This is a genomic window from Saccharopolyspora gloriosae (assembly GCF_022828475.1).
GTDB lineage: Bacteria > Actinomycetota > Actinomycetes > Mycobacteriales > Pseudonocardiaceae > Saccharopolyspora_C > Saccharopolyspora_C gloriosae_A.
Genome location: NZ_CP059557.1, coordinates 4,048,344 through 4,063,326 on the forward strand (window position 1 = coordinate 4,048,344; position 14,983 = coordinate 4,063,326).

Consider the following 14,983-nt stretch of genomic DNA (forward strand, 5'->3'; position numbering starts at 1 on the left):
CGCTCACGCGCCGCTGGACATGCTCTGTTCCGGTGGTCGAGCGCGTCCGAACCGTCCTGATCGGCCCCGAGACCCCGGATGGGTCAGTCGCGGGGGCGCCGGCAGGTGTAGACCCGCGCGGGCGGAACGTTGCGCCACACCGTGCGGCTGGTGAGCACCTCGTCGAAGGCGCCGTCCAACCGGTGCCGGAACGCACGCGCACCGGCCATGCCCAGGGCGTGCACGTAGGCGAACGTGGTGAACGCGCCGCCTGGGGCGAGCACTTTGCCGACCTCGCTGAGGATGTCGCGCTGCAGCTCACCGGAGAAGATCGACCACGGCAGGCCGCTGACCACCGCGTCCACCTCGTCCACCTCGGCGTCGGCCAGCAGGGTCCGCAGCTTCGCCGCGTCGCCCTGCACGACCTCCAGCCAGGGCAGGTCGACGCGCAGGTGCTCCACCATGCCGCCGTCGAGTTCGATCGCGAGGTGCCGCCCGCCTTCGGGCAACCGGTCGCGCACCGCCCGGCTGAGCGCTCCCGTGCCGGGGCCGAGTTCCACGACGACCGGGCCGGTCGAGGAGTTCGAGGCCGGTCGCGACCGCGGGACGACGGCGGCCATCTCCCTCGCGAGGTACGGCGAGCTGGGCGCCACGGCGCCCACCAGGCCGGGCTTGCGCGCCGCGCGGGCGGCGAACTTCCGGTAATCCGCGAACACCGATCCGGCCTTGCCGGCCTGAGGCCGTTGCTGAGATGTGGTCACGGCTGCCTTCCGCGATCGTCGGGCGAGGTCCGGGCAACCCTATCGGTCTCGCACCGGCGGGCGTCGCCGCCCGAGTTCCCGACACGCGGAACCGGTGCACGTGAATCGAATTCGAGTATCCGGACGCCGCCGAGACGATTCGCGGGATCCGATAATGCGATTCGAGGAGTCGCGAGCAGAATGCGCGCCGTAATTCACTCGAATAGCGTGTAACACGGGAAGGAACTCCCGCGATAAAAGTTTCTTCAGAGGCGTGGGGCTTGTCCACCCGGACAAGCCCGTTGCGCCGTACTCAGGCAGGCTGCTCGGTCAGCGCACCCGCCGGCTCCACCGCCGGGACCTGCTCAGCGGACTGAGCGGGAGTGTTCAGCGCGGGTTTGTTCACCCACCTGACCGCCACGCCTGCCACCGCCAGCAGCACGATCGCCTCAACTGCGAGAGTCACCCACACCATTGCCACTTTCCTTGCCTCCTTTCCGCTGACCTCCCCGTCTTCCGAAACGCGCGAACGGGCGCACACGTGTGCCCGCACGGGTCTTGCGCTCGAAAGAGGTTCGGGGCCGAACACCCACTTACACCCCGATACTAGGGCCTTGTTTCGGGTGGGTTAAGGAGGGGTCGCGGTGGCGTGCGTCGCATCCATCCGGGTGAGCGCCGCGGTGGCGGAAAGCACAGCCGACGAGGGGACGTCCACGGCATCTCGGAGCGTTCCGATGAGTGTGGAGCACGAGGTCGACGTCGTCGTGATCGGGGCCGGGCAAGCGGGGCTCAGCAGCGCTCATCACCTGCGCCGCAGCGGGTTCGAGCCGGACTCCGGCTTTGTGGTGCTGGACGCGGACACCGGCGCGGGCGGGGCGTGGCGGCACCGCTGGCCGTCGTTGCGGATCGGCGGTGTGCACGGCATCCACGACCTGCCGGGGCTGGCGCTGCAGGAGAAGGACGGGGCGCGGCCCGCCTCCGAGGTGCTCCCGGAGTACTTCGCCCGCTACGAGCGCGAGTTCGAGCTGCCGATCCGGCGGCCGGTGAAGGTGTCGGCGGTGCGACCGGGCCCCGGCGAGCGGTTGCTCGTGGAGTCCGGCACCGAGACGTGGGCGGCCCGAGCGGTGATCAACGCGACCGGGACGTGGTCGAAACCGTTCCTGCCGCACTACCCGGGGCAAAAGTCGTTCACCGGCAGGCAGCTGCACGTCGTGGACTACCACGGCGCGGCGGAGTTCCGCGGGCGTCGGGTCGCGGTGGTCGGCGGCGGGATCTCCGCGGTGGAGCTGCTGACGGAGATCGCCGAGGTGGCCGAGACGACGTGGGTGACGCGACGTCCGCCCGTGTTGAGCGACGTCGAGTTCACTCCCGACATCGGGCGTCATGCGGTCGCGGAGGTCGAACGGCGCGTGCGGGCCGGATTGCCGCCGGGCAGCGTGGTGAGCGTGACCGGGCTGCCGCCGACGCCGGCGATCCTGCGAGCTCGGGAGCGGGGCGTGCTCGACCGGCACCCGATGTTCGAGCGCATCACCCCGAACGGGCTCCGATGGGCGGACGGCCGTGCGGTGCCCGTCGACGTGATCTTGTGGGCCACCGGGTTCCGGGCGGCGCTGGATCACCTGGCCCCGTTGGGCCTGCGGGAGCCGGGTGGCGGTATCCGGATGGAAGGAACTCGGGTGGCCGCGGAACCCCGGCTGCACCTGGTGGGCTATGGGCCTTCGGCCAGCACCATCGGCGCGAATCGGGCGGGACGGGGCGCGGCGAACGAGGTCCGGCAGTTGCTCGGCCAGGAGCTCGCGGCCCCCTGATCGGCCCCGGCCTCACCCTGCCCGCGCGGGCCTGCAGACGCGCAGCAGGTGGTAGCCGATGAGGGTGGTCAAGGTGCCGAGGGCGATGCCGCTGATGCTCAGGCTCGGGGTGAACGTGAGCGAGACGTCGCCGATGCCCGCGATGACCCCGGCCGCGACCGGCAGCAGGTTCACCGGGTCGGCGAAGTCCACGCGGTTCTGCACCCAGATCTTCACTCCGAGCAGCCCGACCATGCCGTAGAGCACCACGGTGATGCCGCCCAGCACGCCTCCCGGGATGGCGGCCACGACCGCGCCGAACTTGGGGCACAGGCCGAAGCTGATGGCCACCACCGCCGCCACCCAGTAGGCGGCCGTGGAGTACACGCGGGTGGCGGCCATGACTCCGATGTTCTCGGCGTAGGTGGTGGTCGGCGGACCGCCGAACGCGCTGGAGAGCGTCGTGGCGAACCCATCGGCGAACACGGCTCGCCCGAGGCTGCCCTGCAGGTCGGTCCCGGTCATCTCCTCGACGGCCTTGACGTGACCGGTGTTCTCGGCGAGCAGGGCGATCACCGCGGGCAGCACCACGATGATCGCCGAGACGGAGAAGGACGGGGCGTGCACGTCGGGCAGCCCGAACCACGGCGCGTCGGCGACTCCGCTGAGGTCCACCCTCGGATGCGTGCCGACCACACCGTCGGCGTCCGGCGCGGTGATCGGACCGAAGAGCACGTCGAACGCCCAGGACAGCAGATAGCCGCCCGCCAGCCCGAGGAACACCGCGATGCGACCGAGGAATCCGGGCAGCAGCACGGTTCCGACCACCACGATGATCATCGTGATGAGCGCGATCCACTGGTCCTGCGGCCAGTACGTCTCGGCCACCACCGGGGCCAGGTTGAACCCGATCAGCAGCACCACCGCCCCGGACAGCACCGGCGGCAGCAGCCGGTGCACCACACCGGGTCCGGCGAAGTGCACCACCAGGCCGACCGCGGCGAGGACCGCGCCGGACACCAAGATCGCTCCGGTGACCGTGGCGGTGTCCCCGCCGCCTGCGCGGATCGCGGTGACCGCGCCGACGAAGGACGCGCTGCTGCCCAGGTAGCTGGGAATCTTGCCTTGCACGACGAGCAGGAACAGGATCGTCGCCCCGCCGGAGACCATGATCGCGAGGTTCGGGTCGAGTCCCATCAGGACGGGGAACACGAACGTCGCGCCGAACATGGCCACCACGTGCTGAGCGCCGAACCCGATCGTGCGGCCCCAGGTGAGCCGTTCGCCGGGTGCGACCGACTCACCAGGGCGTGGCGTGCTTCCGTCGCCGTGCAGTGTCCATCCGAAACCCGTTCGCCCTCGCATGACGAACAGTCTCTCCCGACGACATTTCGGACACCGATCACGGTCGTTTCGGAATGACCTGCGTAGTGGGTCCCTCAGCGGAACCTCTACTGCTTCCTCGCTGCGGGATCGATTCCTCATTCACGCCGTACGCAGCGAAAACGCCGTCATCGCGAGAAAGCCGGTGAGAACCCGCCGGTGGCCGTCCTGTTCAAGCCGGTCACCGCTCAGTGGTTCCGCCGCTGACGGGACAACGACCCGGCTGCACCAGAGCCGCACACGGATGTCACACGACGGTGTGCCATGGCCCGGTCACTCGTTGGAGCGGACCCGGGGTCGGATCATCATCACCGAGCAGCGTTGGGTTCCGCCGTCAGTCCCGGGATTATCGATCGGCCGTATTCCTCCACTGTGGACTCCACGGCGTCGTGCATGGCGTACACGGCGAACTGGTGCACTCCCGCGTCGCGCAGTTCGGCGAGCTTGTCCCGGTGCGCCTCAGGTGATCCGAGCAGGCAGAACCGGTCGACGATCTCGTCGGGCACGAAGTCGGTGCTGGCGTTGCCCGCGCGCCCGTGGTGGGAGTAGTCGTAGCCGTCGCGTCCGCGGATGTAGTCGGTCAGCGCCGCCGGAACGGCCTCGGAGTCGGTGCCGTAGCGGCGCACCAGGTCGGCGACGTGGTTGCCGACCATTCCGCCGAACCACCGGCATTGGTTCCGCGCGTGCTCGAGGTCCGCTCCGACGTAGGCGGGCGCGGCCGCACACACCGTGATCGTGTCGGGATCCCGGCCGGCGTCCCGCGCGGCGTCCCGGACGTGCTCGACCATCCACCGGGTGAGCACCGGGTCGGCGAGCTGGATGATCACGCCGTCGGCGACGCGCCCCGCGAGGTCCAGCGCCCTCGGGCCGTAGGCGCCCATCCAGACCGGCAGCGCGCCGCCGCGCACCCACGGCAACCGGACCGGAGTGCCGTCCACATCGGTCTCCCTGCCCTCTGCCAGGTCGCGGATCACGCGGATGGCGTGTTCCAGGGTGGCCAGCGTGTTCGGCTTGCCGCCGGTGACGCGCAGCGCCGAGTCGCCGCGACCGATGCCGCACACCGTGCGGTTGCCGAACATCTCGTTGAGCGTGGCGAACGTGGACGCGGTGACCGTCCAGTCGCGGGTGGACGGGTTGGTCACCATCGGACCGACGATCAGCCGGTCGGTGGCGGCGAGGATCTGGCTGTGGATGACGAACGGTTCCTGCCACAGCACGCAGGAATCGAAGGTCCACCCGTGAGCGAAGCCGAGTGTTTCGGCTCGCCGCATCAGGTCCACCACCGACCGGGCCGGAGGGTCGGTTTGCAACACGAGCCCGAACCGCATGGCGTACCTCCGTGGTCGCTAGATCAAGTATTGGCAGGTGTCGCGAGGCAGGAAGCGGCCGTGTCCGGCACGGCCGCGGTAGTGGCCGTCGTCGAGGATGACCTCGCCGCGGGAGAGCACGGTGCGGACGCGGCCGGTGATGCTCTTGCCCTCGTAGGCGCTGTAGTCGACGTTCATGTGGTGCGTGTCCGCGGACAGGACCTGTTCGGCGTGCGGGTCGTAGAGCACGATGTCGGCGTCCGAGCCCGGTGCGATGGTGCCTTTGCGCGGGTGCAGGCCGAACATCCGCGCCGGGGTGGTGCTGGCCAGTTCCACCCAGCGACGGCGGCTGAGGTGCCCGTCAACGACGCCCTGGTGCAGCAGGTCGACGCGGTGTTCCACGCCGGGCATCCCGTTCGGGATCTTCGAGAAATCGCCCGCGCCCAGCTCTTTCTGCGGGGTGAAGCAGAACGGGCAGTGGTCGGTGGCGACGACCGACAGATCGTTGGTGCGCAGGCCCCGCCAGAGCTCGCGCTGGTGTTCCTCGGGCCGCAGCGGAGTGGAGCAGACGAACTTGGCTCCTTCGAAGCCCGGCCGGGCCGGCTCGTCGACGGTGAGGAACAGGTACTGCGGGCAGGTTTCGCCGAACACGTTGAGCCCGGCGTCGCGGGCTTGGGTGATCTCTCCGAGCGCCTCGGAGGCGGAGACGTGCACGACGTAGAGCGGGGCGCCCGCGACTCTGGCGAGCTGGATGGCGCGGTGGGTGGCTTCCGCCTCCAGCAGCGGGTGCCGCACGGCGCCGTGCTCGCGCGGGTCGGTGCGGCCTTCGGCCAGCGCCTGCTGCACGAGCACGTCGATGGCGATGCCGTTCTCGGCGTGCAGCATGGTCAACGCGCCGTTGCCCGCGGCCTGCTGCATGGCGCGCAGGATGCGGCCGTCGTCGCTGTAGAACACGCCGGGGTAGGCCATGAACATCTTGAAGCTGGTCACGCCTTCTGCGACGAGCCCGTCCAGTTCCTTCAGCGACGCGTCGTGCACGTCGGAGAGGATCAGGTGGAAGCCGTAGTCCACCGCGCACTGCCCGTCGGCCTTGGCGTGCCAGGTGTCCAGTCCTTCCCGCGCGGAGCGGCCGATGGACTGGATGGCGAAGTCGATGATCGTCGTGGTGCCGCCCCAGGCCGCCGCGCGGGTGCCGGTCTCGAAGGTGTCGGAGGAGAAGGTGCCGCCGAACGGCATCTCCATGTGGGTGTGCCCGTCCACTCCACCGGGGATCACGTACTGGCCGCTCGCGTCGAGCACCACGTCCGCGTCGGTGAGCCATTGCTCCCCGAGTTCCGGGGTGGCGATGGCTGCGACCTGCTCGTCGATGACGAGGACGTCGGCTTCGACCTCCTCGGTCGCCGTGATCACCAGTCCGCCGCGGATCACCGTTCTGGTCATGGCCGCTCCCCCGCTCCGGTGAGCGCGTCGACGAGGATCGCGGCGCCTTCGCGCGCTTCGGCCTCGGTCAGGCTCAGCGGTGGCGCGATGCGCAGCACGTTCCCGTCGAGGCCGCCCTTGCCGATCAGCAGGCCTGCGCTGCGGGTGTGCTCCAGGACGGCGGTGGCCGCCGCGGCATCCGGTTCGCCGGTACCGGGACGCACCAGCTCAACGCCGATCATGAGGCCCTTGCCCCGCACGTCGGCCACGTGCGGCAACCGGAGCCGGGCGTCGTCGAGCGCCCCGCGCAGCACGGCACCGACCCGGTGCGCGTTGCTCTGCAGGTCGTGGGCCAAGAGATGGTCGAGGTTCGCCAGCGCACCGGCCGTGGTGACCGGGCTGCCGCCGAAGGTGGACAGCGAGCTGACCTTGATGCTGTTCATGACCTCCGCACCGGCGATCACGCCGCCGATGGAGAGCCCGTTGCCGAGGCCTTTCGCGAACGTGACGATGTCCGGCGGTCCGCTGCCCGCGTGCGCCTGCCAGCCCCAGAAGTGCTCCCCGGTGCGGCCCCAGCCGGTCTGCACCTCATCGCTGATCCACAGGATGCCGTGCCGGTCGAGCACTTCCTTGAACCGGGCGAACAGGCCGTCCGGTGGCACTGCGAACCCTCCGACGCCCTGGATGGGTTCGGCGATCAGGCAGGCCACGTTGCCGTGCAGCTGGCCGAGCACGTCCTCCAGGTCGTCCACGCAGGCCGCCGTGAAGTCCTCGTCCGAGAGGTCCGCGAGCGCGGTGCCGCGTCGCCTGCTGCCGTGCACGTACGCGGTCTGCACCGGCGACAGGCTCGTCGGCGACCACGCTCGGTTGCCGGTGATGGCCAGCGCCGAGAAGGACCTGCCGTGGTAGCTGTTGCGCAGCGCCAGCACCTGGTTCGAGCCGCGGTACCCGGTGGCCAGCAGCAGAGCGGTGTCGTTGGCTTCGGTACCGCTGGAGGTGAAGAACACCCGCGGATCCTCGATCCCGGAGACCTCCGCGACTCGTTCGGCGAGCTCGACCATCGGCCGGTTCAAGTACAGCGTCGAGGAGTGCAGGATGCGCCCGGCCTGCTCGCTGACCGCGGCGGTCACTTCGGGCAGCGCGTGCGCGGTCATCGTGGTGAGGATGCCGCCGAAGAAGTCCAGGTACCGGTTGCCCTCGGCGTCCCAGACGTGGCGGCCCTCGCCGCGCTCCACGTCGATCGGGTCCTCGTAGTAGGTCGCGACCCAGTCCGGCAGCACCGCCTTGCGCCGCTTCGCCAGCTCGGTGTGCTTGCCCGTGTCGGTCATCGCAGTCCTTCCGTTCGACCCGAGACGTCTCGGGGAGCCGTCGCCGTCTCGCCACCCACTCGGAACAAGTCGAATGCGCGCCATCAGGGTTCGGTGAGCAGGCCGTAGGCGTCCGGGCGGCGGTCTCGGTAGAACGCCCACTTGGTGCGTACTTCGTCGATCAGGTCGAGGTCGAGGTCGCGCACCACGAGTTCCTCGTCGCGGTCACCGGCCACCTCGCCGACGAACCGCCCGTACGGGTCGACGAAATAACTGCTGCCGTAGAAGTCGTTGTCGCCGTACTCCTCGATCCCGACCCGGTTGATGGCGGCGATGAAGTACTCGTTGGCGACCGCGGCCGCGGGCTGTTCCAGCTTCCACAGGTAGGACGACAGTCCGCGGCTGGTCGCCGACGGGTTGTAGACCAGCTGCGCACCGGCGAGACCGAGCGCTCGCCAGCCTTCTGGGAAGTGCCGGTCGTAGCAGATGTAGACGCCGACTCGGCCGACCGCGGTGTCGAAGACCGGCCAGCCGAGGTTGCCGGGCCGGAAGTAGAACTTCTCCCAGAAACCGGGCAGGTGCGGCAGATGGTGCTTGCGGTACTTGCCGAGGTATGCGCCGTCGGCGTCGATCACCGCGGCGGAGTTGTAGTAGAAGCCCGGCCCGTCCAGCTCGAAGATCGGCACGACGATCACCATCCGCAGCTCGCGGGCCAGCGCGCACATCCGGGTGGTGGTGGGGCCGTCGGGGATCGCCTCCGCCCACCGGTAGTGCTCGTCCTCCTGCACCTGGCAGAAGTAGGGGGCGTTGAACACCTCCTGGAAGCCGATCACTTGGGCGCCCTGGGCGGCGGCCGTGCGGGCGTGCTGCTCGTGCAGGTCGATCATGGACTGGGCGTCGCCGGTCCATTTCGCCTGGACCAGTGCGGCGCGAACTCGGTTCGGCATCGACGACACCCCTCGTGCACGTGGCTTGCAGGGACTTTCCGAACATATGGCCCGGTCCGAGGCCCTGCAATGACCGTCTGATCAACGATCGTTACCACTGAGCATCGCCGACTCTTCCGAGACGGGCTCTCGCTGCGGGAACGCGGTCGCCGACCCGGAGCAGGCCCGCGCACGGTTCGCTCAGAAGGAGGAAGCGCCGGTGTGTCCGACGCCCGGTCCGATCAGCTGCCGAGCCCGAGCCCGTGCCGGTCGAGCAGGCGCAGCCACCGTCCCCGCTCCCCCGCGGCGGCATCGGCGCGTTCCAGCGCCCGCTGGGTGAGCCGCACCAACGGCCAGCGCAGCGGCTCCGGCGGATAGGGCGACGGCCGGGTGCGCACCAGCGCGGACCGGGTGCGTTCGGTCGGGTCACCGGCCAGCAGGTCCAAAGCGACCTGCCCGCCGAACCGGGAGGCGGCCACGCCGAGCCCGGTGAAGCCGACGGCGTAGGCGGCCCGGCCGGCGAGCGCGGTGCCGAACACCGGAGTGCAACGGGTCGTCGCGTCGATCGGGCCGCCCCAGCGGTGGCTGAACCGGGTCCCCTCCAGCTGCGGGAAGGTCGCGAAGAACGCATCGGCGAGCCGCCGGTGCGGTTCGGGCCGGGCGGCGAGCTTCGCGCTCGTGCCGCCGCCGAAGTGGTACCCGGCGGCGCCGCCGCCCCACAGGATCCTGCCGTCCGGGGTGGGCCGGAAATAGTGGAACAAGTTGTGGGAGTCGGTCACCCCCTGGCGGTCGTGCCAGCCAAGCGACTCCCAGGCCGCCGCCGAGAGCGGTTCGGTCACCAGCACGTAGTCCCAGATCGGCAGCACGCGGCGGCGCAGCCTCCGCAGCGGCGCGGGGAACGCGTTCGTCGCGAGCACCGCCCGCCCGGCTCGGACTGTCCCTTGTGGACAGCGCAGCCGCAGGCCGCCGCCGTGGGAGCGCAGCGCGCCGACCGGGCTCCGTTCGTGCAAGCGCACGCCGAGACGTTCGGCCGCGTCCGCCAGCCCGCCCACCAGCTTCGCCGGGTCGACGAGTCCCCCGACCTCCGGTAATCGCAGTCCCGCGCGGAACGCGTCCGAACGCAGGTCGGCGCGGACCCCGCCCGCGCCCTGGAACACCGCCCGGAAGCCGTGCTCGCGGTAGAGGTCGGCCTCGTCGCGCAGCTCGCCGACCTGGTGCGATTCGGTGGCCACCGCGGTCTTGCCGCACCACCGCAGGTCCGCGTCGATCCCTTCCGCCTCGACGAACTCGCCGATCTCGCGCAGGTTCCTCCGGCCGAGCTCCACGAGCGCACCGAGCTCCTCCGGCCACAGCTGCGCGCCGTGGGCGAGGCCGTGAGTGAGCGATTCGGACAGGAAGCCGCCGTTGCGCGCGCTGCCACCGGAACCGACCGGCCCGGCGTCCAGGACGAGCACGTCCAGGCCCGGATCGCGCTGCTTGGCCAGGACCGCCGTCCACAGCCCGGTGAGCCCGGCCCCGACCACAACGAGATCGGCGGTGGCGGAGCCGGGCAGCGGCGCCCGCGGCCGGGTCGGGGTGCGATCCGGCCAGAAGGCCACGGGTTCGGCGTCGGCCAGCGCGGCCCGGCTCACTGCCACCACGGGCGGAACCCGGTGCCGTGCTTACCGGCCCGCTCCACGTCCTTGCGCACCTTCCGGGTCTCCCTGCCGATCCCGGGCGGATAGCCGTGCTTGATCACCCGATGCTCGCAGGCCTCCCCCATCAGGCACAGCGAGTAGAACAAGCCCACGAACAACCCCATCCCGATCGCGGTCAACTTGATCGACCACGGCCCCGGCAACAGCAACAGCAACAGGCAGAACGGGCTGAGTTGGGTCAACGCCCGCGCCACGTGGCGCAGCGCCCAGGTCCGGCAGGTCACGTCGCGCAGCACCCACTCGGCGCAGCGATCGGGCAACCGACCGCCGAACGCGTACCAGACCCACAACGCCGGGTTCGGCCGTCCGGAGACGGGCTGGGGGGAATCGGGCCGAGGTGTCCGCACACCCCCAGGCTAGTGGTCGGCGCCGAAGCCCCGGCGGGAACCGGAACACGCGTCACGCGCGTCACTCCTACACCCGGTAACGATCTCCTCCGGATGCCGATGTTCCAGATGAAAGGGGTTGCGCCGATGTTCATTCTCGTTGTGGTGATGTTGTTCGTGCTCGTGATGGGTGCCGTGATGTTCACGGATCTGTTGGACGACGGATTCAGGGGAGCCGGGGCCGCGGTGGCCCAGCTGGTGCGCGAGTCCCGCACCCATCCCTGATCAAGCGTCCGTCTCTTGTGGACTGATCCGGCCGTCCGCTCGACCGGATCGGTCCTCGCTCTCGCCCTTCGAGCGGAGACGCACACCACCTCCCCACCCGCGCGCGCTCGCTGAGAACGCTCCTAGAGTGGGCACCGTGAACGATGCGGACCGGACGGCGGACGAGCACGAAGGCTGCTGCCCACCTGGGCGCGCCAGCAGCGACGACGCCCGAGCCGAACCGCCCGCCCCGGCCGCCGCGGCCGTCGAGCGCCGCTGGGTCTCGCTGGACGGCGGCACGTTCCTCATGGGCACCACCGACACCGACGGCTTCCCGCAGGACGGCGAGGGTCCGGTTCGGGAGGTGCGGGTGAGCCCGTTCGACATCGGCCCGCTGGCGGTCACCAACGCCGAGTTCGCCGAGTTCATCGCGGACACCGGGTTCATCACCGACGCCGAGCGCTTCGGCTGGTCCTACGTCTTCGCGGCGTTCCTGCCCGGCGCCCTTCGCCGATCCGCGCCCCGCCCGGAGCAGACGCCGTGGTGGTGCGGCGTGGAAGGCGCCACCTGGCGCAGCCCGGAAGGCCCCGGCTCGGACGTGGACGACCGCGCCGATCATCCCGTGGTGCACGTGTCCTGGAACGACGCCGACGCCTACTGCCGGTGGTCCGGTGGGCGCCTGCCCACCGAAGCGGAGTGGGAGTTCGCCGCGCGAGGCGGCCTTGAACAGCGCCGCTACCCGTGGGGCGACGAGCTCACTCCCGGCGGCCGGCACCGCTGCAACATCTGGCAGGGCATGTTCCCCGTGAAGAACCTCGTCGAGGACGGGTTCCGCGGCACCGCGCCCGCTGATTCCTTCCCCGCCAACGGTTTCGGCCTGCACAACGCGGCGGGCAACGTGTGGGAGTGGTGCGCGGACCGCTGGGGCACCGTGCACGCCGCGGCGGGCGCGCTCGATCCGTCAGGCCCGCCGGACGGGGACGACCGGGTGATGCGCGGCGGTTCGTACCTGTGCCACGAGTCGTACTGCAACCGCTACCGGGTGGCGGCGCGCACCGGCAACACTCCGGACAGTTCGGTCGGCAACCTCGGTTTCCGCTGCGTTCGGTCTCGCTGATGCTCCCGAATGGTGAACAACCTGTTGCTCCGCGTGCCGCAGCGGTTAAGCTCCGGCGCATGATCCGCTTGGTGGAGCGTCGGCACGTTGATCTCGTGCGCGTGACCGCGTCAGCTTGTCGCGCCCGCTGATCTTCTCCAGCCGCGGACGCTGAGCCGCCGCATCCTCTCCCGCCGCATACCCCGGCGAAAACCGCACCTTTCTCGCTCGTGGCGCACGAACACGCCACCGTCCACTGTGGAGTCCACATGTCCGCTGACGTCCCAGCCCAGAACGACACCGGCGCCGAGGCCAACTGGTCGTTCGACACGCTCCAGATCCACGCCGGGGCGCAGCCCGATCCCGCCACCGGTGCCCGCGCCACGCCGATCTACCAGACGACCTCGTACGTCTTCCGGGACACCCAGCACGCCTCTGACCTGTTCAGCCTCGCCGAGCCCGGCAACATCTACACCCGCATCAACAACCCCACCCAGGACGTGCTGGAGCAGCGCGTCGCGAAGCTGGAAGGCGGAGTCGGCGCGGTCGCGGTCGCCTCCGGGCAGGCCGCCGAGACCCTCGCGGTGCTGACCCTGGCGCAGGCCGGTGACCACCTGGTGTCGAGCTCCTCGCTCTACGGCGGCACTTACAACCTGTTCCACCACACGCTGCCGAAGCTCGGCATCGAGGTCACCTTCGTCGACGACTTCGACAACCCCGACGCCTGGCGCGCGGCGATCCGGCCGAACACCAAGCTGCTGTTCGCCGAGTCGGTGGGCAACCCGCGCAGCAACGTGCTCGACGTGCGCGCCGTCGCCGACATCGCCCACGAGGCGGGCGTGCCACTGGTCGTGGACAACACCGTCACCACCCCGTACGTGCTGCGGCCGCTGGAGCACGGCGCGGACATCGTCGTGCACTCGGCGACGAAGTACCTCGGCGGCCACGGCACCGCCGTCGGCGGCATCGTCGTGGACGGCGGCACCTTCGACTTCGGCGCCGACCCGGAGCGCTTCCCCGGCTTCAACGAGCCCGACCCGAGCTACCACGGCCTGCGCTACTGGCCCGCGCTCGGCCACGGCGCCTTCGCCGCGAAGCTGCGAGTGCAGGGCCTGCGCGACCTCGGGCCTGCGATCTCGCCGTTCAACGCGTTCCTGGTCCTGCAGGGCCTGGAGACGTTGTCGCTGCGGATCGAACGGCACAACCGCAACGCCCTCGAACTCGCCCAGTGGCTGGAAGCGCGCGACGAAGTGGAGAAGGTGCACTTCGCGGGCCTGCCCTCCAGCCCGTGGCACGAACTCGGCAACCGCTACCTGAGCAACGGGTTCGGGGCCATCGTGTCCTTCGAGCTGCGCGGCGGCGTGACGGCGGGCCGGAAGTTCGTCGAAGGCGTCTCGCTGTTCAGCCACCTGGTCAACATCGGCGACGTGCGCAGCCTCATCGCGCACCCGGCGAGCACCACGCACAGCCAGCTGACCGAGCAGGAACAAATCGACGCGGGTGTCACTCCCGGCCTGGTGCGCCTGTCGGTCGGCATCGAGAACGTCGACGACCTCAAGGCGGACCTGGAGTCGGCGTTCCGCGCGGCGAAGGCGGAGCTGGAGCGCTGAAGCCGATGACGTCGCGGTCCCTTCCCGCCACCGGCGCTTGGCGGGAAGGGCACCCGCCCGGCAGGCGCCGGTGGCTGGGGCTCGATCCGCTGGACCTGGAGTCCGGTGCCCGGCTCAGCGGCGCGCGGCTGGCGTACGAGACATGGGGAACGCTCGACCCCGACGGCGGGAACGCGGTGCTCGTCCTGCATGCGCTCACCGGGGACGCGCACCTGCGCGGGGCGTCCGAACCGGGACATCCGAGCGCGGGTTGGTGGGAAGGCATCGTCGGTCCTGGCTTGGCGCTGGACACCGACCGGTGGTTCGTCGTGGCGCCGAATGCGCTCGGCGGCTGCCAGGGCAGCACCGGCCCGGCAGATTCCGCACCGGACGGCCGAACTTGGGGCGGGCGGTTTCCCGCGCTGACCGTCCGGGATCTGGTGCGCGCGGAGGTGGCGCTGGCCGACGCGCTGCGCGTACCGACGTGGGCGGCGGTGATCGGTGGCTCGCTCGGGGGATGCGGGCGCTGGAATGGGCCGTGGACCAGCCCGAACGGGTCGACTCGGCGCTGCTGCTGTGCTGCGGGGCGGTCGCGTCCGCGGAGCAGATCGCCTGGTCCTCGGCGCAGCTGCACGCCATTCGCGCCGACCCGGACTGGCTGGGCGGCGACTACCACGAGCTGCCCGACGGACGCGGCCCGCACACCGGACTGGGGCTGGCGCGGCGGATCGCGCACATCACCTACCGCAGTCCGCAGGAGCTGGAAGCCCGGTTCGGCTCGGCGGCCCAGGACGGTGAGGATCCCGCGAGGGGAGGGCGCTACGCGGTGGAGTCCTACCTCGATCACCACGCGGAGAAACTGGTGCGCCGGTTCGACGCGGCCAGCTACGTGCGGCTCACCGAAGCCATGTCCGCGCACGACGTCGGCCGAGCTCGCGGCGGGGTGGACGCGGCGCTGCACCGGGTGCGCGCCCGGACGCTGGTCGCCGGCGTGGACAGCGACCGGCTGTTCCCGCCCGCCGACCAGCACGCCCTCGCCCGCGGACTCGGCACCTCGGCGCGGATCATCCGGTCGCCGTACGGGCACGACGGATTCCTCATCGAGACCGAGCAGGTCTCCGAGCTGGTGCGGGAACTGCTCAAGGACACTTGACGACCACGGC

The 14,983-nt window shown here is 70.6% G+C and carries 13 protein-coding genes and 1 pseudogene; 5 read left to right on the forward strand and 9 right to left on the reverse strand.

Annotated features, from left to right (window positions below; genetic code table 11):
• Positions 1-83 precede the first annotated feature (83 nt).
• Both H2Q94_RS17505 and H2Q94_RS17510 read right to left on the reverse strand, forming a co-directional pair.
• Positions 84-740, reverse strand: coding sequence for a class I SAM-dependent methyltransferase (locus H2Q94_RS17505; protein ID WP_243788263.1), 657 nt, complete (start codon positions 738-740; stop codon positions 84-86).
• 292 nt (positions 741-1,032) lie between these two features.
• Positions 1,033-1,194 (reverse strand): hypothetical protein, encoded by a 162-nt coding sequence (locus H2Q94_RS17510; protein ID WP_243788264.1) that lies wholly within the window; start codon positions 1,192-1,194, stop codon positions 1,033-1,035.
• A gap of 259 nt (positions 1,195-1,453) precedes the next feature.
• On the opposite strand from H2Q94_RS17510, the gene H2Q94_RS17515 reads away from it, so the two are divergent.
• Positions 1,454-2,527: an NAD(P)-binding domain-containing protein gene (locus H2Q94_RS17515; RefSeq protein ID WP_243788265.1), complete on the forward strand. Its 1,074-nt coding sequence runs from the start codon at positions 1,454-1,456 to the stop codon at positions 2,525-2,527.
• 12 nt (positions 2,528-2,539) lie between these two features.
• Here H2Q94_RS17515 and H2Q94_RS17520 read toward each other — a convergent pair whose 3' ends face one another.
• The 7 genes from H2Q94_RS17520 to H2Q94_RS17550 all read right to left on the reverse strand — a co-directional run bounded on the left by H2Q94_RS17520 (position 2,540) and on the right by H2Q94_RS17550 (position 10,892).
• Positions 2,540-3,871 (reverse strand): uracil-xanthine permease family protein, encoded by a 1,332-nt coding sequence (locus tag H2Q94_RS17520; protein WP_243788266.1) that lies wholly within the window; start codon positions 3,869-3,871, stop codon positions 2,540-2,542.
• A 326-nt stretch (positions 3,872-4,197) separates the two neighbouring features.
• Positions 4,198-5,217: a TIGR03842 family LLM class F420-dependent oxidoreductase gene (locus H2Q94_RS17525; RefSeq protein WP_243788267.1), complete on the reverse strand. Its 1,020-nt coding sequence runs from the start codon at positions 5,215-5,217 to the stop codon at positions 4,198-4,200.
• A gap of 18 nt (positions 5,218-5,235) precedes the next feature.
• Positions 5,236-6,636 carry a dihydropyrimidinase gene (hydA, locus tag H2Q94_RS17530; protein ID WP_243788268.1) on the reverse strand — a complete coding sequence of 467 codons (1,401 nt, stop codon included), beginning with the start codon at positions 6,634-6,636 and terminating at the stop codon, positions 5,236-5,238.
• Positions 6,633-7,943, reverse strand: coding sequence for an aspartate aminotransferase family protein (locus H2Q94_RS17535; protein WP_243788269.1), 1,311 nt, complete (start codon positions 7,941-7,943; stop codon positions 6,633-6,635). The genes hydA and H2Q94_RS17535 overlap by 4 nt, the downstream gene beginning before the upstream one ends.
• 83 nt (positions 7,944-8,026) lie before the next feature.
• Entirely contained in the window at positions 8,027-8,869 is an 843-nt protein-coding gene (locus H2Q94_RS17540; RefSeq protein WP_243788270.1) for a nitrilase-related carbon-nitrogen hydrolase, read from the reverse strand.
• A 221-nt stretch (positions 8,870-9,090) separates the two neighbouring features.
• Positions 9,091-10,488 carry an NAD(P)/FAD-dependent oxidoreductase gene (locus H2Q94_RS17545; protein ID WP_243788271.1) on the reverse strand — a complete coding sequence of 466 codons (1,398 nt, stop codon included), beginning with the start codon at positions 10,486-10,488 and terminating at the stop codon, positions 9,091-9,093.
• On the reverse strand, positions 10,476-10,892 hold the full coding sequence (locus tag H2Q94_RS17550; protein ID WP_243788272.1) for a DUF5313 family protein: 417 nt from the start codon (positions 10,890-10,892) through the stop codon (positions 10,476-10,478). Before H2Q94_RS17550 ends, H2Q94_RS17545 begins: the two co-directional genes overlap by 13 nt.
• A gap of 126 nt (positions 10,893-11,018) precedes the next feature.
• Between H2Q94_RS17550 and H2Q94_RS17555 the strand changes: the two genes are divergently transcribed.
• The 4 genes and pseudogenes from H2Q94_RS17555 (at position 11,019) to metX (ending at position 14,973) form a co-directional block, all read left to right on the forward strand.
• Positions 11,019-11,156, forward strand: a complete 138-nt coding sequence (locus H2Q94_RS17555) for a hypothetical protein (RefSeq protein ID WP_243788273.1) — start codon at positions 11,019-11,021, stop codon at positions 11,154-11,156.
• 136 nt (positions 11,157-11,292) lie between these two features.
• Complete coding sequence (locus tag H2Q94_RS17560) at positions 11,293-12,252, forward strand: formylglycine-generating enzyme family protein (protein ID WP_397545361.1); 960 nt, start codon at positions 11,293-11,295, stop codon at positions 12,250-12,252.
• Between the two features lie 248 nt (positions 12,253-12,500).
• Entirely contained in the window at positions 12,501-13,841 is a 1,341-nt protein-coding gene (locus H2Q94_RS17565) for a bifunctional o-acetylhomoserine/o-acetylserine sulfhydrylase (protein WP_243788274.1), read from the forward strand.
• 5 nt (positions 13,842-13,846) lie between these two features.
• Positions 13,847-14,973, forward strand: a pseudogene (gene metX / locus H2Q94_RS17570) (homoserine O-acetyltransferase MetX).
• Positions 14,974-14,983: the final 10 nt, after the last annotated feature.

What these genes read in the sequence shown, in the direction of transcription:
- H2Q94_RS17510 (WP_243788264.1), bottom strand. Translation starts at nt 1,194, where the DNA reads ATGGTGTGGGTGACTCTCGCAGTTGAGGCGATCGTGCTGCTGGCGGTG.
- H2Q94_RS17515 (WP_243788265.1), top strand. Translation starts at nt 1,454, where the DNA reads ATGAGTGTGGAGCACGAGGTCGACGTCGTCGTGATCGGGGCCGGGCAA.
- H2Q94_RS17520 (WP_243788266.1), bottom strand. Translation starts at nt 3,871, where the DNA reads ATGCGAGGGCGAACGGGTTTCGGATGGACACTGCACGGCGACGGAAGC.
- H2Q94_RS17525 (WP_243788267.1), bottom strand. Translation starts at nt 5,217, where the DNA reads ATGCGGTTCGGGCTCGTGTTGCAAACCGACCCTCCGGCCCGGTCGGTG.
- hydA (WP_243788268.1), bottom strand. Translation starts at nt 6,636, where the DNA reads ATGACCAGAACGGTGATCCGCGGCGGACTGGTGATCACGGCGACCGAG.
- H2Q94_RS17535 (WP_243788269.1), bottom strand. Translation starts at nt 7,943, where the DNA reads ATGACCGACACGGGCAAGCACACCGAGCTGGCGAAGCGGCGCAAGGCG.
- H2Q94_RS17540 (WP_243788270.1), bottom strand. Translation starts at nt 8,869, where the DNA reads ATGCCGAACCGAGTTCGCGCCGCACTGGTCCAGGCGAAATGGACCGGC.
- H2Q94_RS17555 (WP_243788273.1), top strand. Translation starts at nt 11,019, where the DNA reads ATGTTCATTCTCGTTGTGGTGATGTTGTTCGTGCTCGTGATGGGTGCC.
- H2Q94_RS17565 (WP_243788274.1), top strand. Translation starts at nt 12,501, where the DNA reads ATGTCCGCTGACGTCCCAGCCCAGAACGACACCGGCGCCGAGGCCAAC.